This is a genomic window from Vibrio sp. 10N.222.49.C9 (assembly GCF_041474985.1).
Classification (GTDB): Bacteria; Pseudomonadota; Gammaproteobacteria; order Enterobacterales; family Vibrionaceae; genus Vibrio; species Vibrio crassostreae_C.
This window is the reverse complement of record NZ_JBFRVD010000001.1, coordinates 1-17,552: the sequence shown is the minus strand read 5'-3', so window position 1 is coordinate 17,552 and position 17,552 is coordinate 1. Positions and strand designations below refer to the sequence as shown.

The following is a 17,552-nucleotide window of genomic DNA, read 5'->3' as shown; positions in this document are numbered from 1 at the left end:
GACTTGTTAAGTCGTGGCGCTTTTTTAGTTCATCGCTTATTTATTAGCGATGGCAAAGGCCTATGGCTGTTGCTTAGTTGGTGCTAGAGCAATCTCACGGATACATACATTCTGTGGTTGTTGGTAAGCGAATGATACAGCGCGAGCGATATCGTCAGCTGCCAATACGCCACCCATGTCTTCTTTCCAAGAATCGTAACCGTCTTTGATCTCTTGAGATGTTGTGTGAGACAGAAGCTCAGTTTCTACAGCACCCGGTGCGATAGTGGTAACACGAACATTTGAAGCCGCCACTTCTTCACGAACGTTCTCAGAAATAGCGTGTACCGCGAATTTAGTACCACAGTAAGCTGCGTGGCTTGGGAATGTTTTCTTACCCGCGATAGAGCTGATGTTGATGATAGTACCCGTGTTGCGTTCCATCATCGGAGCAAGTACAGATTGCATGCCGTTTAGAAGACCAATCACGTTTACATCGAACATTGTCTTCCACTCTTGTGCGTCTTGAGTATCAATTTGACCAAGAAGCATTGCACCAGCATTGTTGATAAGTGCATCTACAGGGCCAAACTTCTCTTCACCTTGTGCGATTGCTGCATCAAAAGACGCTTTGTCTGTTACGTCTACTTTTACTGACAGTGAGTTTGGTAGATTCAGCGCTTCAAGGCGATCAACACGACGAGCTAAAAGTAGCAGAGGGTGACCTTCATCGCTTAGACGACGAGCGATTGCTTCACCAATACCAGAGCTTGCACCTGTAATTACGATTAGTTTTTTCATTTTATTTCCTCTGTACTTTTATTGCGTCGGTTGGCTACGACGGGTTGTTTAAGTGCATTCGAATCAAGTGCTTGTTGCCTTGCTTCGTTGCGATGGAGGTATATTAAGGAAAATAGAATTGTTGATATATAGCGCTTTACTTGAAACACTGTTGCTGTGGTGCAACAATAAAAGTGTCTATCTCATAACCTCACTAGTAAGCTGGCGGCCATGCTCAATCAAATTAACCTGTCTGATATTCGTTCTTTCGTGCTGATCGCTCGTTTAGGTAATTTCACCAAAGCGGCGGAGGAGTTGGATGTGTCTCGTTCCCACGTATCACGCCAAGTGAGCAGCCTAGAAAAGCAGATGGGTGTGACACTGTTTATCCGCACCACTCGAACCTTAAGGTTGACTCACGCAGGGCAAGATCTGTACGCGAGATGTGAACAAGCCTTAGATAATATAGACCAAGCCTTGATTGCTGCTGTGGATGACGTCGAAGAAGTACGTGGCGACATAAAAGTAAACTGTGTTGGCGGTTATCTGGGCGAGGTGATCATCGCGGATCTGGTCAATGAGTTCATGCAACTCTACCCAGACATCAGCATCAGCCTTGATTTCAGTAGTAACCGAGTCGACTTGATTGAAGACGCGTTCGATATCGCATTTCGTATGGGAAGCCTTGAAGATGCGGGCTTTATCGCGAGAAAGCTTTTGGACATCGAGATGGGAACGCTCGCAAGCCCTGAATATTTTGCTCGCAAAGGAAAGCCAAACCATCCTAAAGATCTCATTCACCATGACTGCTTAACGGGGTCTGTGCGTAAGTGGAGCTTTCAAGCTTTGGATGACACCAAGAAAACAGTCGATGTTCATGTGACGGGTAGGCTGCAATGTAAGAATGGGCGAGTGTTAGTACAGGGCGCGAAATCGGGCAACGGAATTATTCGTGTACCAACCATCTATTGCTTGCAAGAGATCAATGATGGGCAATTGGAGCAGGTGTTTAATGAGTGGATAGTGCCGAAAGTGGACTTTTCAGCGATCTACCATCGAGACCGCTATCAACCAAGTCGAATTCGAACCTTCATTGATTTTGTAAAAGGTCGCTTTGAGCAAATGCCAGTGAGCTAAGTGCTGCTTGTTGCCTTCCTTTTCTGTCTGCTGTTTTTGGCAATAGTTGGACTGGCTCAAACTTACATCTCGTCGATTTCGTTTTGTAGGTTTTCCAGCTGGTCTAGAATCAACAAGAACTTCTCGCCGAACGGCGTCACTTGGTATTCAACTCTTGGTGGTAGTTCGTTGAACATTTGCTTGTCTAAAATTCCAAATGCTACATTTCGCTTTAAACATTCATTCAAGACCTTGGTCGATAACCCTTCGACCGAGCGTACCATTTCACCGGGACGATTGATGCCATTTGCCAGTAATTGGTAAACCGTGAGCGACCATTTACAACCGTAGATGGTCTCTACCATGCGAGCGGAACGCTCTGGCGCTGATTTTCTTGAAAAAAAGTTTTCCTGATTTTTCATAAAGATGTACCAATAAGTACCTACCTAACCGATTTGTACTTACTATTCATAGTGTTAGTTCAAAGCCTAAGATTACCACGTTCACATGACTTAGGAGATAACAAAATGAACTTCACTAAAAATGGTATTGCAGTCGTAATCGGTGGCACAAGTGGTATGGGCTTTGAAACAGCGAAGCAGTTAGTCGCTCAAAATATCCATGTGCTGGTTGTCGGCAATAACCCAACTAAGTTAGATAAAGCGGTATCAGAACTTCAGTCGCTGGGCCACGCTACTGGCTGGCAAGCTAATCTTTATGATGATGCAAGTGTGTCGAATCTTATTTCGCATCTAGAGTCACTTGAAGAGGGTATTGGTTACCTTGTTAATGCGGCTGGCTACTTTAACCCTAAAGCGTTTATCGAGCATCAGGAGTCGGATTACGAGCAATACATGCAGCTTAATAAAGCGACTTTCTTCATCACTCAAGCTGTCAGTAAGTTGATGATCAAAAACGGTGGCGGAAACGTGGTAAATGTAGGCTCTATGTGGGCGAAACAAGCTATTAAAGCGACGCCATCTTCTGCGTATTCAATGGCAAAGGCAGGACTACACGCTTTAACACAGCATATGGCGATGGAGCTTGCAGACCACAACATTCGCGTGAATGCGGTGTCTCCAGCCGTCGTTAAAACGCCGATCTACGAATCATTCATTAAGCCAGAAGAAGTGGACCAAGCGCTAGAAGGCTTCAATGCTTTTCACCCAATTGGTCGAGTGGGTCAACCGAAAGACATAGCAAACAGCATCTCTTTCCTATTGTCTGACAGTGCCGATTGGGTAACGGGTGCAATCTGGGATGTTGATGGTGGTGTGATCGCAGGCCGCAATTAATCGAGCCGAGTTTTTAATATGGGGGATGCTTTGTTAGCAATTAGCAATTAGCAATTAGCAGCGAAGTCTCCCCCTCGCTCGTTATTCGCGTAGAATAGACATTAGCAAGACAATAATAATTAAAACAATATTTAGAGTAAGGTCGTCATTATGCTCAACATGGACTTTTCAAAGAGACTGGTTATAGAAACCGAACCACTAGATTGGGTCGCGAGCCCTGCAAAAGGGGTATGGCGTAAGCCACTTGAAAGAGAAGAGAAAGAATCGGGCCACACGACTAGTGTGGTGAAGTACGATCCTGACTCTTCGTTTTCTGAGCACCCACATCCGCAAGGTGAAGAGATCTTCGTATTAGAGGGTGTGTTCTCTGATGAAACCGGAGATTTCCCAGCGGGCACTTATATCCGTAATCCGCCGGGCAGCGCGCATTCCCCATCCAGCAAAAATGGCTGTACGATCTTGGTTAAGCTCAACCAGTTTGACGCGAGAGACTTAACTCAAGTTCGTATTAATGCTTTGGAAACAGAATGGCTTCAGGGTATTGGCGGCTTACAAGTGATGCCACTGCATGAGTTCGAACACGAGCATGTCGCGTTAGTGAAGTGGCCGGTTGGCGAACGTTTTCAGCCGCATCGCCACTTTGGCGGTGAAGAGATATTTGTACTTTCTGGCACCTTTAAAGACGAACATGGTGAGTATCCAAAACACACATGGATGCGCAGCCCACACATGAGTGAGCATTTTCCTTATGTGGAAGAAGAGACGGTTATCCTAGCGAAAACAGGGCATCTGCCATTGGATTAAAGGAATGCTCAGTAAAAGATGAGAAAGCCGCATTGTTTTGAACAAGCGGCTTTTTTTAGTTTTTATATATGAGCTGACTAGTACGCAACACCAATACGTTGGCGTGGGAATTTGCCAGCTTCGAGTTCATCAATCATCGCAATAGCGTAATCGCTGACTGAAATTTTGCTGTTACCATCTTCGTCGGTGAGCAGTTGATCGCCACCAGTGCGGTAGGTCGATAGTTTCTCGCCCGGGAATATTTCTGCGGCAGGGCTAACGAACGTCCAGTTAACTTCGCTATTAGATTGCTTGAACACTTCAAGAGCTTCGCCCTGTGCTAGCGCTTCGTTTTTGTAATCCGCAGGGAAGTCAGGAACAGTCACTAGCGGTACGTTTGGCGCTACTTCTAATGAGCCAGCTCCGCCAACCCAAAGTAGGCGATCGATACCGATGCTCGGTAATGTTGCCAGCAATTTAGTCGCAGTGTTTTTTACGATGTCGTGATTACCCAGAGCACGTCCGCCAATCGAAGTAATGACTGCATCAACGCCGGATAGTGCGTTTGCTAGACTTGCGGCTTCATCTTGTAAATCAAATGAACGAACCTCAACATCGCTAATCTCTACACGGCTTGCATCTCTTACAACAGCAACAACTTCATGTCCGCGAGCTTGAGCTTCTTGAGCGATGTGACTACCAATCCAACCTGATGCGCCTAATACTGCAATTTTCATAATGTCTCTCCAATTATCTAATTTATTGAGTCTGTTTCTCGACAGCCATTGCAGTCTAATAGCTCACTAGGTTGCGATAAATATCATAAAATGATGTAGATTGTATCTATGTAGCTAGCTAATAGGTTTTATTCAGTGGATAAGGGAAAGTGTGATGGATAGGTTGACGGCAATGCGTAGCTTTGTCGAAGTTGCGAATTGTGCCAGCTTCACTCAAGCAGCAGAGCATTTGGATATGAGCCGTTTACAGGTTTCACGCCATGTTCAAGAGATCGAAGGGTGGCTAAAACAGCGGTTGTTGCACAGAACCACTCGTAAGGTGAGTTTGACCGCGGCAGGAGAGGTTGCCTTACAGCGCTGCGAGAAAATACTCCATGAAACGGCGGAGTTAGAAGTTACTTCACTCAATCAAACCGATGATCTTTCTGGAACCATTCGAATTGCAGCTCCGATTGGTTTAACTCAGCACATGTTGTTGGATGTGGTCGAACAGTTCACCGAGCGCCACCCTAATATCACGGTCGAACTGTTTGCCTCAGACCGCTTTACTCAGCTGGTGGATGAGAGGATCGATATTGCACTTCGTTATACCGATCAACCTGATGATAGTTTGATTGCACGAAAGCTAATGGTTATTGATTCAGTGGTGTGTGCCTCGCAAGCCTACTTAGACAAACATGGTGAACCTGAAACGGTCGAGGCGCTTCGACAACACAATTGTTTTCGTCACTTGAATGTTTCTAAGTGGGATTTTGTTAAGGACAATCAACACTATTCAGTTGAGGTGTCTGGCACTATCAAGGCTAATGATGTTGGAGTGCTAACTCGCGCCGCACAGCACGGGAAAGGGGTAGTTCGTTTACCTTGTGACTTAGCCAACCCACTGATTGCGAATGGCAAATTGATACGAATATTGGATGAGTTTGTTTCACCGAGTAGTGTGCTGTGGGCGGTGTATTTGTCTCGTAGTTATCAGCTGCCGGTTGTTCGTCAGTTCATTGATTTTGCCGCAGAAGCTTGGTCTAGCGATATCAAATCTGGCGATGTTTGAAACTTCATAGGCAATGATACATAGCGATAGAATTTTAAAAGCTCATAAATACAAAAATCCGATATCAATGGTGATATCGGATTTGAACTCAATAATTCAGAGTTCCAGCACGCTCTCCTCTCACGAAGTCTTTACATGTAATGATGTACGGATAATCGGGTATTTATTACCTTTTCGTTTACGTCTGGTAAAGGCTGATACAAGCTTCTCGTAATGTCGGATAATACTTGGTCGTAAACTTGCGACACGACGCTAGAGATATCACTGGTTAATTCGTACATGCTATCTGCCGGTTGGGTCGCTTCGTTACTTGATGCGATCTCTGAGAGTGCATGCATCGCTCGCGTACAAACCGGTGACCCACTACTAAGAGGGCAGATAATCGATAACTGGTTGAGTTTTCTGTGTGTCTGAGAGGCGTAGAATTTGAATCTCAAATACTCCTCAGGCTTCTCCATATCAGGGATACACATTCGTAATTTGGTCAGGATCTCCATGCAATCTAAGATCTGTTGCCAATTCATGTGGTACTCACGGCTCATGTCTTCACGCTCAGACTGAATTAGCCAGATGATCATTACTTCATCCATCAAGAACATGCTATGGCGAATTGTTTTGCCATGAATCGATTGGTTACGCACCAAGCTACGGTTTTGCCAGTCGCTGTGCATAGCGATGAGCTTGAGGTGATAGATGCGATACATAGGGCGGCTGTCAAACGACACATGGGATTGAAGCAGCTCAGATACCTCAAGTATGTTGTCGTAAATCTCGTTCACTTTACGAATCGAGTCGCTAGACAATTTATACGCCAGAGCGTAATGCGTTGCCGCGCGGTGTTTGCGTGATAACAACAATAACTCTCTAAGCAGAACTAAGGTTTCAAACCTGTGTGATAGCGCTGTTTGTCTCTTCCTTGAGAAATGAAACAGGGCTGCAAGTACTAATAGGGATAAACCCACTGAAATAACTACAAACATATTCAACTCCTAATATTTGTATACCTACTTAGTGGTATTGCAGACACCATGCCAAAATAAATAAGTGTTATATTTCATTGATTTATGATTTTTCTCAAATTATGGATGATCAATCATGGTGCATGACTTCACCATTTGAGTGAATGTTTCTCATATTTTGCAGGATTTTTTGAGAGGTTACGCTTTTCTAACGATAGGTTGGGGAGGTTTCGGTAAGTAGAGACACTTTGGCGATCCATTTCAGGCTCGTTTCAAGCTACGGAAATTAAAAAGGCCTCACCCTATATGCTTTAACTCTAAAAGCAGTAAGAGTGAGGCCTTTCAATGTTCACTTCGCAGTGTAGTTGACTTAACGACTAAGTGTTTAGCATTGAGGGCTAAACGTTATGCAAGCTTAAGGTCGAACTCAGTGCGGTACATCACCATGTCTTCAATGGTCAGTACTGGCATGTTGTGTAGTTTGCCGAAAGCAACGATCTCTGGCGCTTTTGCCATCGTACCATCCGGATTGGTTACTTCACAAAGTACACCGGCAGATTGAAGACCAGCCATTTGCATAAGATCTACTGTACCTTCTGTGTGGCCGCGACGAGCAAGTACACCACCTTTACGAGCACGCAATGGGAATACGTGGCCAGGGCGAGCAAGGTCAGTAGGCTTAGCTGTTGGATTTGCAGCTGTCTTGATCGTTGTTACACGGTCAGCGGCAGAAACACCTGTTGTTACACCAACTTTCGCTTCGATAGTGACGGTAAACGCAGTTTGGTTTGCGCTGTTGTTATCAACAACCATAGGTGGAAGTTCAAGTTGGTTCGCTTGCTCGTCAGTTAGACACAGACACACAATGCCGCTGCATTCGCGGATCATAAGCGCCATTTGAGCATTCGTCAGGTGTTCTACTGAGTAGATGATGTCGCCTTCGTTCTCACGATCTTCATCGTCAAGTAGAAGTACGCCACGACCTTCGCGTAGAGCTTGCAGTGCATTTTCAACGCGAGTGATTGGTTCGCCAAATTCGGCAAGTAGTGAAGACTGATTCATGGTTAAACTCCTAAAATATCACCAGAATCAGGGCTGTATGAGGGATCTCAACCGAGCACAACAAAGCCTACTCATTACAAGAGGCTCTAGCTCATTATGGTTTTATCCAAAACGAAATGCACCCGTCTGAGTTGGAGGCATCAACCCAATAGATAGGTGCGCCTTTCCAACTTAAACGAGTGTGTTTCCATTCTCTCTCATCCGGACTATAACCGTCGGCTCTGGCATCTCACCAGATCTGCTGACCTCGACGAATCGAGCGCTCGCGGGCTTATCTTTAGATTTTGCTAAGGACATACCGCCGGTGGGGAATTTCGCCCCGCCCTGAGAATAAAAATTAATAATTTGTTTTGCTTTGAAAGCAGACCAGATGGTAATCCTTTCGATAGTGGATTTAAAGGACTGACAGCAAAGTTTTTCAGATTCTGGCCTTATAATCCGGTAAGTGTTCACTTTATCGGCAGACCTTAGCGTGTGGTGTATAGCGGTGCGCAGGCTATGTTTAGTGGGTTTTGATGTCTATATGTACACAAGTGGATGGTCTGGATTATTGGTGATGGCGTGACAGTTCATCAGCTCAATACTTAAGAGGCCCTTTAATCGATTATTGTTACACTATGACGGCTTACTGACCGTTTTGACATAAAATTGATATTGGCGATGCTAAGCTGCGATAGCATCCGACCACTTTATCTCAAAGATCTTAGCCATGACTTCTCTGTTCTCTAACAAATCCAAAGGCTTATTACTGCTCGTTTTAAGCTTGTATTCTCTAGTGCCTTTTTTGATCTTTGGATCTGACTTCGACCTTGGAAGTGCTGTATTGCCTTTCTATGGTGCAGTGATGACATTCGTGACTTATTCAGCGGGTAATCAAGGGTTCCTAATCACACTCGCGATTCTCTCTTTGTTGGTGCTGACATTAAAGTTCTCAAAAGCAAAGCTAGTGAGCCTTTGTTTGCAGCTTGGTATTTTATTGGTGTTAAGCTTTGCAGCAAAGACATTCCTTAAATCATCAACGGAGAGTCCACGCCCATATACTGAGTACTTAGTTACCCAAGAAGTGGTTGATATGCCAGAGCTGTTTTACGAGCTGCCTTTGGTAGAAAAAAATGCCGCGATTGAATCTGTGCAAGATAAGGTCAGCGAGTGGCGAACTCGTCATTGGCATGGCGAAACGGATTACTCTTTCCCATCTGGACATATGATTTTCGTCGGTGTGTGTTTGGCGTTCTTTGGTGGTCTTCTCCTAGAGGCGAAACGCTTTTATCTAGTCGGCGGTTTACTGGTTTGGGCTGGTGGTGTCGCCTATAGCCGTGTTTGGCTTGGCATGCATCGACCAGAAGACTTAGCCGGATCTATTGCCTTTGCGGGTTTGATCTATTTATTGGTGCCGCTTATCTCAGAGCAAAAAATAGAACGCTATTTACCTGCATTTTTGAAACAGACTTCTGAGGGATCCGTCCTCACTGCAAAAGAAGGGCTCAGATTAGCAGTACGTAATAAACGCTACTGATTGAGCCCTAGCTCTGCTTGCTTCTTTTTGGTTAGACCTAAGGACACAATTCGGTGTGACTCAATGAGATAGTATCTCAGCTCCTCATCCCTTTCTGGCGTGCTTTCAAACAGCTGAATCCATTTCATACCGCGTGAAGCAAAGTAGGGTGCGGGTTTATAGCCCGGCTCTTCTTTGAGAAAGTCGAAATTCTGATCGGACGCCTTGAAGATAAACGCAGGCTCATCTTTCGGTCCCCAACCACCAATCGCAAACACCTTGCCACCTACTTTCCAAACGTGAGAGTTATTCCACTGCATCACATAACTGGTTGCAGGCAGTGACTCGCAGAATGCGTTGAATTCGTCGTAAGTCATAGAGCGTCCTTTTATCTACTGGGTGTTTGTGTTGGTTTTCTAAGATGTCTTTCTTCTTCTTGTCTTTATCGCCAATAACTAGCCAGCTAAACCCTGCAAGATTGCCGTAAAGCCACTGAGAGAACATAGCAGTAATGAACCAATGCGTATCTTCTCTTTAGGGATGCTTTGTGTCGTCATTAACGCCACTTTGTAACCCAACCAAGCAGCAGGCAGCAAAGGTATAGTGATGATCAAGTGGTGTAGCGTGAAGAAGCCAATTGGGATCTGTACAACCAACGAAATGATCGAACTAAACACGAAAAACGCAGAAAGGTTACCACGAAGCTGATTGGCATCTTGGTGTTGGAGTAGCAGTGCCATCGGTGGACCACCAATACCAGAACTGGTGCCAAAGAACCCAGAGAAGAACCCCGCAATACCCATCTTAGTTGGGGTTGGTTCGAGTCTAAAGGGCAGTAGGCTAACAATCACGGCAAATACTACCAATAAGCCCAACCATAGTGATAACACGCTCGTTGAAACCATCACCAACAAAGCACCACCTGCCAGTGACCCAGGAATACGGCCCAGCAATGCGATTTTTAATCCGCCAATAGAGATATTTGCTCTATGTTTAAAAGCGTTGAATAACGAGATAAACAGACCGATCAAACAGATAGGCGCAGGCACATAATCTGGAGAGACCAAAAACAGCAGTGGGGCTGCAACAATGGCCAAACCAAAGCCGATTGCGGTTTGCACAAACGAGCCGACAAAAATGAGTGTCATTGCGATAAGGACAGTCTGATCTATGTATTCCATAAGCCTGCGGATTAGTTTTAAAGGAGCGGGTGGATACTATAAATGAAAACTAAAATAATAGTCTTATTATTCAGTGAGCTTTATGCCAGTTTCGCTAGTTATAATTTCTACTATAACGACCAACAAAAAAGCGAGTGAGTATCTCAGGATGCTTCCTTTCAATACTCACTCGCTTTATTGGAACGACTTGTTTACGCTAGTGGGGGAGTCAGCATAAAACGTTAAGCCATTGCCAATTTCAGTCGCTCAATGGGCTTGTCATTGATTGGTAAATGGATAAGTGCTGCTGCAAATGCCAGCACCACCGTTGACCACCAGATTGGCTCGTAAGAACCGTAGTAATCGTATATACGACCACCCACCCAAGCGCCTAAGAAGCTACCCACTTGGTGAGTAAAGAATACCAAGCCGTACAACGTTGATAGGTAACGGGCACCGAAGATCTGACGAACTAAGCCAGACGTTAGCGGAACTGTACCCAACCAACAGAATCCAATGGCCGCACCGAAGATAGCCGCGGTTGATTCAGTCACAGGCAGAGTCACAAACGCACCGATAACCACAGTACGCACTAAGTACAGTGCAGACATAACGTGGCGTTTGCTGAACTTGTCGCCCATTACACCCCAGAAGTAAGACCCAAAGATGTTGAAGATGCCAACGTAAGCCAGTGCCATCGCAGCGCTGCTCGCGGGTAGGTCTTTATCTGCTAAATAGCTCGGTAAGTGCGTTGCGATAAACATTACGTGGAAACCGCACACGAAGAAGCCCGCGTGAATCAACCAGTAACCTTTGTGAGCAAACGCTTCAGACAACGCTTCTTTGAGTGTTTGGTTCTCTTCAGCTTGCGCTTGTTTGTTTGAGGCTGCTTTAGGCGCTCGCATGAACAGCGCAAAAGAGATCATCAAACAACACAGTACGCCAAACACTTGCATCGCACTCTGCCAGTCAAATTCATTCAGCATGTATTGTGCGCCCGGAATTACCGCGAACATACCAAATGAACCTGCAGCCGTGGTTAAGCCAAACGCCTTAGCCGCGTGCTCTGCTGGTACAACTTTCGCTACTGCGCCAAGCACGATCACGTAACTTGTCGCACTCAAGCCAAGACCAACCAGTGCGCCTAACGAAACGTAAAGCATGCTCGATTCGGTAGAAATTGAGGTAAGAAGTAAACCCAAACCGTAAGCACATGCGCCAGCAATAATGATGCGTCTTGCTCCCCATTTGTCAGCGGCCATACCAACAAAAGGTTGGAACACACCGAACAATAAGTTTTGTAGAGCAATAGAGAAGCTGAAAAACTCTCGACCCGTGCCGAAATGCTCTGAAATAGGCATCATGAAAATGCCGAATGATTGTCTGATCCCTAGACTGATAATAAGTGTGCCTATCCCTAGCCATACCAGTAAAGGAAAACGGAAAATGCTCATTCTAATACTCTTAAATTAATGGTGGTGATGTGAGTGGTCTTGCGCTGACATGTGTTGGTCAGTCATCTCATGGTGATGTTCGTGCCCAGAATGATCATGCCCTGACTGCTGGTGGCAACCACTGCTTACGGCATGCTGAGCCAAGAGATCAATCAATGGCTGACTGTGATGCACAATAACCAAACTAATGACGAGGAATAACGTCATTCTGGCAAGTTGGGCAAAAAGAGATTGTGAAAACATACGGTGTTGACATGCGCTCAATGTTGTAAGAAGTCGCGCATCATAGTGATGAGTCGGGTATGTATCAAATGACCATTTGTGATGTAGTCTATGCGTTTTATGCATAGATTGTCGCTTGATTGGAATTGGTATAAAACGCGCTCAATAAATAAGAAAACTTGAAGCTCGTTAGTTAATAGAAACAAGTATCTAATTAAGAATGAAAGTCTAAATTAAGGCTTATAACTAGCTGTTTAATTTAAAGTTTCACAAAGCTGTAAAAACTAATATACAAACTAATCACTAAGCAACATTGCTCGTTCACTCGACTTATCTGTCAAACATCGTAAATTTGGGCATAAATCGTTTCAAGACTACTGAAACGCGATGTTAAAAGATTCAGGGAGAGTCATTCATATGGATAAAGATCATAATCTTCGCGAAAACTTACTTGCACTGATCTTAGGTAGCGCATTGGTTTCACTCGGCGTTATCTTTTTCAACCAAGTCGGTTTGCTCACCGGGGGCACGGCTGGTCTAGCGATCTTCATTACCAAAGTAACAGATTTGAGCTTTGGCCAAGTGTTCTTCGCACTTAACTTACCTTTCTATATTTTGTCGGTTGCTCGTATGGGCTGGCGCTTCACCATCAATACGTTTATCGCGGTTTCGATTGTTTCGTTCGCCGTGGATCACTTGTATCACGTGATTCAAATTGCCGAAATTCATGCATTGTATGCAGCTTTACTTGGTGGTGGCTTGATTGGTACCGGCATGCTGGTGATTTTCCGTCACAAGATGAGCTTAGGTGGCTTCAACATTCTGGCGTTGTTCTTACAAGAACGTTTTGGAATTCGAGCAGGTAAGGTTCAGATGGCATTAGACTGCACGATTGTTGTGCTTTCTCTGTTCATTGTTGATGTGTCATTGGTTCTTCTGTCTGTGCTTGGTGCGATAGTCACCAACTTGATTCTAGCAATGAATCATAAACCGGGGCGCTATCAACCTGTGGTAAAAGCGGAAGCAGCATAGTTCGGTTCGCTCAAGCTCTAGATTTGCTTAAGTAAAGAGTGATTTGCAGATTATGAAAACAACAAAGCCAGCATTAATTGCTGGCTTTGTTCTATTGAAATAACGGATTCGATGTAACGATTAACACTTGCCGCAGCTGGCGTTCGGCTTAAGCTCGCAATCAATCACATTGCCTTGTTGATCAAGGGACAAGTTACAACACTCTTCAAACAGGTTCTTAAGATCAGCACGGCTTTTTTGCACGCGGGATTTAACCGTTGAATAGCTGACGTTCTGCGCTTCTGCGATCTCTTTTTGGCTTTGGCCTTTGATGTCGGCCGCAAGCAGTAGCGATGAACTTTGTTCTGGCAATGCCTGAATAAAAGGTTCAATACACAATGAAAGTTTCTGCTTAAATTCAGAGTCGTGGTCTAAATCGGTAAACCACAGATCTTCAGCATCAATTTGGCTATCACGTTGTTGGCGTGCATGCTTACGGTAGAAGTCGATAATGGTGTTGTTGGCTAACTGGAACAGCCAAGCCTTAACACTGCTAGCATCTTGTACCTTATCTAAGTTCTGATAGGTCTTAATCAAGATATCTTGGAGCAAGTCGTCTACATCCGCAGAGTTGTTGACCTTTGAATGCAGGAATGACTTTAATGCTTGCTTATACTCGGCCCAGACTTGTTCGATCTTCAAAGGTGCATTAGTTGCACTGTTCATTTACGCAACATTCGTCTTGTAAGAAATCAATCACACCTTCTAGGCACTCATACTCCGCCACGCAGAATAGAGTTCTTCCTTCTCGTCTTTGGCTGATTAGGCCCGCAGACGCCAAGCTTGATATGTGGTGAGACAAGGTAGAACCGGGAATGCCTAGCTCTTCTTGTAGGCCGCCAACTGCAATGCCTTGGTAGCCAGCTTTAACGACACTCTTATAAATGGTTAGGCGAATAGGGTGCCCCAACTCTTTAAGTGCTTTCGCAACGACTTCTAAGTTCATATTAACTCCTCAAGATTTAATTTCGATGTTAGTCGAAATGTATGTCGAATTCAAATTTAAAAACGGTGTCTATGTAAGTTATTGAAAAACTGTGTTTTCGAAAATAATTTCGATTTTTATCGAAATAATGCTTGTTCTGGAGCTGTTTATTTCTATAATTCGAGAATATTCGAAATTAAGGATTGGTTACTTTTCTCATAGAGCCCGACCTTCAATCCAGTTTGGAGTTAATTATGAGCAATGAAATGTTAACAATGCTGAAAGACGCACTTGATATGTTCGCTTTCTTAGCAGTAGAGCTAATTATCTTTTTCTTAGCGATCAGCTACATTGTTGGGATTCTTCAAGAGTTCCTTACACCAGAAAAGATTCAATCTATCCTGAGCTCACGTAATGGTAAGGGTTATGTAGTAGCAGCACTACTGGGTGCAATTACACCTTTCTGTTCATGTTCGACCATTCCTTTCTTAAAAGGATTGCTGCGTGCAAGAGCGGGTTTCGGTCCAATGATGGTGTTCCTATTTGGTAGCCCACTATTGAACCCAGTGATCATTGGTTTGTTTGTGATTACCTTCGGTTGGCAAGTTGCTGTGTTCTACTTCCTTGTAGCAATGACGGTGTCTGTAGTGGCTGGTTACGCACTTGAGAAGCTTGGCTTTGAGCGTTACGTAAAACCTGAAGCGTATGAATCAACAGGTTCAGCTTCAAGCTGTGGCACTAGCTGTGGTGACTCTGCTCCTAAGAAAGCAGCACCGGTTAAAGCAGAATCTTCATGTGGTACAAGTGTATGTGGCGAACCTGCACCAGTAATGACTAAGGAGACATCTTGCTGCGATTCGAAAAAAGAAGAGCCACAAGTTACGGTTTCATGCTGCTCAGCGGATGGAAGCGCGACGGTGGAAATCGTAGAGAAGAAAGAACCTAGCCGTTGGATGAGAATTTGGTTCTCAACTTGGAAAGACTTCAAACAAGTTTTCCCTTACCTAATGATGGGTATCGCGATTGGTTCATTCATCTACGGCTTTATTCCTACAGACCTAATTGCACAGTACGCTGGTGAAGGTATGTGGTATGCGATTCCAGTAGCAGCCGTGATTGGTATTCCACTGTACATTCGTGCTGAAGCGGTAATCCCACTAAGTGCAGCTCTAGTACAGAAAGGCATGGCGTTGGGTTCAGTAATGGCATTGATCATTGGTAGTGCGGGTGCAAGTTTGACAGAAGTTATCCTGCTTAAATCAATCTTCAAAAACCAAATGATTGCAGCATTCCTATTCGTTATCTTAAGCATGGCGATGGGTGCAGGCTTCCTATACAGCTTCATCTTTGGTTAATCAGGTCTGATTTCGAGATAACACCATTGATACAAAGAGATAGATAATAAAAAAGAGCTCACATAGTTGAGCTCTTTTTGCGTTGAGACTATTAGTTCGGAGATTAGAAACCGCGAATATCAAGCTCATTGTTGATCAACACAACACACTGAGAAGCAAACAGCATGTTCGGGCCTAAGCTGATTTTTTCTGTCCCTAAGCGCTTTAAGCTGTTGTAGCTTTTCTTCGGCATAGGGATGTGATCAGTAAGAAGGAAACATGGGTTTTCAGCAATCTCTGCATCACGGATAAAGTCACCTTTCTTATCCATCATGTATAGCTGGTGGTCTTCAGCCAGTTCTTTGACTAGTTTTTCAAAGCTCATAGTGCGAACGACGATTCCCGGTTCAACCTGACGAGTCTGCTCTTTGGTCATACCTTGAGAAGCATCAACCGCTCTTACTACCGCTGATAACAATGCCGATTCATGAAAGCCACCAATGTTGGTGATCTCATTTGAATCGAAAGTGATCGTACGTGAAAAGTCTTTAGTACTTTCTAATACAAGGTGTACGGTGACATTCTCACGGTGAGATTGAGCAACGAAGATCGTGTTCATCAGAGTATGAGCCAGAATCTCAGTATGAGCATCTTGCCCAACACCTTCTAAGATAAGTTTGCTCTCTGTAGGGGCTGCGCGAGCGCGTAATACAAATGAACGCATGGAATGTACCTTGTCAGTATGTGATAAAGCGAAACGGGCTTTATCAACATGAATTGATGAATAACCAAAATTGTGGCGGTATGTAACTCTTTTCTATTAATGAAGTCAAATAGAGTTGCGTATAGCGCCAACCAGAAGAACTCTGCGTATTAAATAGAGAATGACCACATTACAAGATGGTAAGGGTTGAAGCGACCCAATGTTTACGTAGATAGTATGCGCAAATTATTAGGTGACTTACATAAGGAAGTAGTCGATGAAGTTACAGAAGATCAATAAAGAAGAATATAGAAAGAAGATGAACCTGCTGTTGGTTTCGTTGGTTGGGTCACTCGCAGTGTTCGCCATTGTATTCGGAACCATACTGATCGAGCTATTCGGTTCAGGGCAATCAATCGCAGGCGAATCGACAGGTAATTTCCACTTGAACGTATTAGGTGTGATCTTATCAGTCGCATTGAATGCATTTATCGCGAGCCGTGTGAAAGGGCATGATTACTTCAAAGAAGCGCTTTATGTATGGAACCTTAAACAAATCCATAATCAAATCTATCGTAAGCTCAAGCGTATTCAACCCAAAGCTGAGCAAGGCGACCGAGACGCGCTGACCATCCTTTATTTCTATTACACCACGCAAAAACAGGTATACGACCTAGACAACAACACATTGACGATAAAAACAGTTCAGCAATCGCTAGATAACATCCTAGAAGTGAGTGAGAAATGGAGCATTGAGCTAGATATAGAGGCTTTTTCGAAAGATCTAATCGCAAAGTTTTAAGTAATACACCCATTATTGTATGAGCTTTGAGCTACGAAAGAGCCTTTTGACGTAAAAGTAGCCACTTAAGCAAGTTTTTTGAATTTTTATCAAAAAAGGGGTTGCCATGTTTTCGATGATCTCTATAATGCCGCCTCACTGACACGGCAGATGCCATAAGGCTTCAGCGGTAATCAGTAAGACGGAAAGTTCGAAAGAAATTAATTTTAAAAAGTGTTTGACACTTAAGATTAAATCGCTAGAATTCACGTCCGCTTTCAAGGGTTTCTTTGTAAAAAGAAAGTTTCGACAAGCAAAGCTCTTTAACAATTTAAACCTATCAATCTGTGTGGGCACTCGTTGATGAATATAAAAACGTCATTCTCAGGAATGGCAGTTACTTCGGTAACAAATTGATTTCAATGAACAGAGTGACCAATCAAGTCTTAGGACTTGGCACAGTCAATTCATTATCATTCTGTTGGAATGGTAATAGCTTTAAAATTACACAGTAGTTTTGAAGTCAGTATTCGTTGAGTCACACCTATTAATTTAGGTAATCAAAACTTTAAATTGAAGAGTTTGATCATGGCTCAGATTGAACGCTGGCGGCAGGCCTAACACATGCAAGTCGAGCGGAAACGA

General features: G+C 44.1%; 19 protein-coding genes, 1 rRNA gene, 1 pseudogene and 1 riboswitch. Of the genes and pseudogenes, 10 read left to right on the top strand and 11 right to left on the bottom strand.

The features are described 5' to 3' along the window. Positions 1–60 precede the first annotated feature (60 nt). Positions 61–780: an SDR family oxidoreductase gene (locus AB4585_RS00105; RefSeq protein WP_004733012.1), complete on the bottom strand. Its 720-nt coding sequence runs from the start codon at positions 778–780 to the stop codon at positions 61–63. A 210-nt stretch (positions 781–990) separates the two neighbouring features. Here AB4585_RS00105 and AB4585_RS00100 point away from each other — a divergent pair, with 210 nt between their 5' ends. Continuing rightward, complete coding sequence (locus AB4585_RS00100) at positions 991–1,896, top strand: LysR family transcriptional regulator (RefSeq protein ID WP_136974130.1); 906 nt, start codon at positions 991–993, stop codon at positions 1,894–1,896. A 62-nt stretch (positions 1,897–1,958) separates the two neighbouring features. Here the strand turns inward: AB4585_RS00100 and AB4585_RS00095 are convergent, their stop codons facing one another. Further along, positions 1,959–2,297 carry a winged helix-turn-helix transcriptional regulator gene (locus AB4585_RS00095; protein ID WP_372158354.1) on the bottom strand — a complete coding sequence of 113 codons (339 nt, stop codon included), beginning with the start codon at positions 2,295–2,297 and terminating at the stop codon, positions 1,959–1,961. A 105-nt stretch (positions 2,298–2,402) separates the two neighbouring features. On the opposite strand from AB4585_RS00095, the gene AB4585_RS00090 reads away from it, so the two are divergent. Together AB4585_RS00090 and AB4585_RS00085 are read left to right on the top strand one after the other, a co-directional pair. Next, positions 2,403–3,170: an SDR family NAD(P)-dependent oxidoreductase gene (locus AB4585_RS00090; protein WP_372158351.1), complete on the top strand. Its 768-nt coding sequence runs from the start codon at positions 2,403–2,405 to the stop codon at positions 3,168–3,170. 150 nt (positions 3,171–3,320) lie between these two features. Then, a complete protein-coding gene (locus tag AB4585_RS00085; protein WP_372169226.1) occupies positions 3,321–3,974 on the top strand; it encodes a cupin domain-containing protein in 654 nt (217 codons plus the stop codon). A gap of 77 nt (positions 3,975–4,051) precedes the next feature. Here the strand turns inward: AB4585_RS00085 and AB4585_RS00080 are convergent, their stop codons facing one another. Continuing rightward, positions 4,052–4,690: an NAD(P)-dependent oxidoreductase gene (locus AB4585_RS00080; RefSeq protein WP_372158345.1), complete on the bottom strand. Its 639-nt coding sequence runs from the start codon at positions 4,688–4,690 to the stop codon at positions 4,052–4,054. A 154-nt stretch (positions 4,691–4,844) separates the two neighbouring features. Between AB4585_RS00080 and AB4585_RS00075 the strand changes: the two genes are divergently transcribed. Continuing rightward, a complete protein-coding gene (locus AB4585_RS00075) occupies positions 4,845–5,741 on the top strand; it encodes a LysR substrate-binding domain-containing protein (protein ID WP_372158342.1) in 897 nt (298 codons plus the stop codon). Between the two features lie 131 nt (positions 5,742–5,872). Here AB4585_RS00075 and AB4585_RS00070 read toward each other — a convergent pair whose 3' ends face one another. Continuing rightward, entirely contained in the window at positions 5,873–6,721 is an 849-nt protein-coding gene (locus tag AB4585_RS00070) for a hypothetical protein (RefSeq protein ID WP_136982933.1), read from the bottom strand. A gap of 384 nt (positions 6,722–7,105) precedes the next feature. Beyond that, positions 7,106–7,762, bottom strand: coding sequence for a 3,4-dihydroxy-2-butanone-4-phosphate synthase (ribB, locus tag AB4585_RS00065; protein WP_017054827.1), 657 nt, complete (start codon positions 7,760–7,762; stop codon positions 7,106–7,108). Between the two features lie 185 nt (positions 7,763–7,947). After that, positions 7,948–8,098, bottom strand: a riboswitch (FMN riboswitch). A gap of 373 nt (positions 8,099–8,471) precedes the next feature. Here ribB and AB4585_RS00060 point away from each other — a divergent pair. Beyond that, positions 8,472–9,212 (top strand): annotated as a pseudogene (locus tag AB4585_RS00060) (phosphatase PAP2 family protein); the annotation flags it as partial. A gap of 59 nt (positions 9,213–9,271) precedes the next feature. On the opposite strand, the gene AB4585_RS00055 reads toward AB4585_RS00060, so the two are convergent. The 3 genes from AB4585_RS00055 to AB4585_RS00045 all read right to left on the bottom strand — a co-directional run bounded on the left by AB4585_RS00055 (position 9,272) and on the right by AB4585_RS00045 (position 11,871). Beyond that, positions 9,272–9,634, bottom strand: coding sequence for an MmcQ/YjbR family DNA-binding protein (locus tag AB4585_RS00055; protein ID WP_017065872.1), 363 nt, complete (start codon positions 9,632–9,634; stop codon positions 9,272–9,274). A 78-nt stretch (positions 9,635–9,712) separates the two neighbouring features. After that, positions 9,713–10,438 (bottom strand): sulfite exporter TauE/SafE family protein, encoded by a 726-nt coding sequence (locus tag AB4585_RS00050; RefSeq protein WP_372158340.1) that lies wholly within the window; start codon positions 10,436–10,438, stop codon positions 9,713–9,715. A 221-nt stretch (positions 10,439–10,659) separates the two neighbouring features. Further along, positions 10,660–11,871: an MFS transporter gene (locus AB4585_RS00045; protein WP_017061697.1), complete on the bottom strand. Its 1,212-nt coding sequence runs from the start codon at positions 11,869–11,871 to the stop codon at positions 10,660–10,662. Between the two features lie 29 nt (positions 11,872–11,900). On the opposite strand from AB4585_RS00045, the gene AB4585_RS00040 reads away from it, so the two are divergent. Both AB4585_RS00040 and AB4585_RS00035 read left to right on the top strand, forming a co-directional pair. Then, positions 11,901–12,050 (top strand): hypothetical protein, encoded by a 150-nt coding sequence (locus AB4585_RS00040; RefSeq protein WP_017061698.1) that lies wholly within the window; start codon positions 11,901–11,903, stop codon positions 12,048–12,050. 460 nt (positions 12,051–12,510) lie between these two features. Then, a complete protein-coding gene (locus AB4585_RS00035) occupies positions 12,511–13,125 on the top strand; it encodes a YitT family protein (protein WP_017065874.1) in 615 nt (204 codons plus the stop codon). Positions 13,126–13,245: 120 nt separating this feature from the next. Here AB4585_RS00035 and sigZ read toward each other — a convergent pair whose 3' ends face one another. Then, positions 13,246–13,830, bottom strand: coding sequence for an RNA polymerase sigma factor SigZ (gene sigZ / locus AB4585_RS00030; protein ID WP_372158338.1), 585 nt, complete (start codon positions 13,828–13,830; stop codon positions 13,246–13,248). Beyond that, positions 13,814–14,110, bottom strand: coding sequence for a helix-turn-helix transcriptional regulator (locus tag AB4585_RS00025; protein ID WP_004733042.1), 297 nt, complete (start codon positions 14,108–14,110; stop codon positions 13,814–13,816). Before AB4585_RS00025 ends, sigZ begins: the two co-directional genes overlap by 17 nt. 233 nt (positions 14,111–14,343) lie before the next feature. Between AB4585_RS00025 and AB4585_RS00020 the strand changes: the two genes are divergently transcribed. Further along, on the top strand, positions 14,344–15,444 hold the full coding sequence (locus AB4585_RS00020) for a permease (RefSeq protein WP_372158336.1): 1,101 nt from the start codon (positions 14,344–14,346) through the stop codon (positions 15,442–15,444). Between the two features lie 103 nt (positions 15,445–15,547). On the opposite strand, the gene trmY is transcribed toward AB4585_RS00020, so the two are convergent. After that, positions 15,548–16,147, bottom strand: a complete 600-nt coding sequence (gene trmY / locus AB4585_RS00015) for a tRNA (pseudouridine(54)-N(1))-methyltransferase TrmY (RefSeq protein ID WP_017061702.1) — start codon at positions 16,145–16,147, stop codon at positions 15,548–15,550. A gap of 256 nt (positions 16,148–16,403) precedes the next feature. On the opposite strand from trmY, the gene AB4585_RS00010 reads away from it, so the two are divergent. Then, a complete protein-coding gene (locus AB4585_RS00010; protein ID WP_065584102.1) occupies positions 16,404–16,928 on the top strand; it encodes a DUF3087 family protein in 525 nt (174 codons plus the stop codon). A 549-nt stretch (positions 16,929–17,477) separates the two neighbouring features. After that, a 16S ribosomal RNA gene (locus AB4585_RS00005) occupies positions 17,478–17,552 on the top strand; the annotation flags it as partial.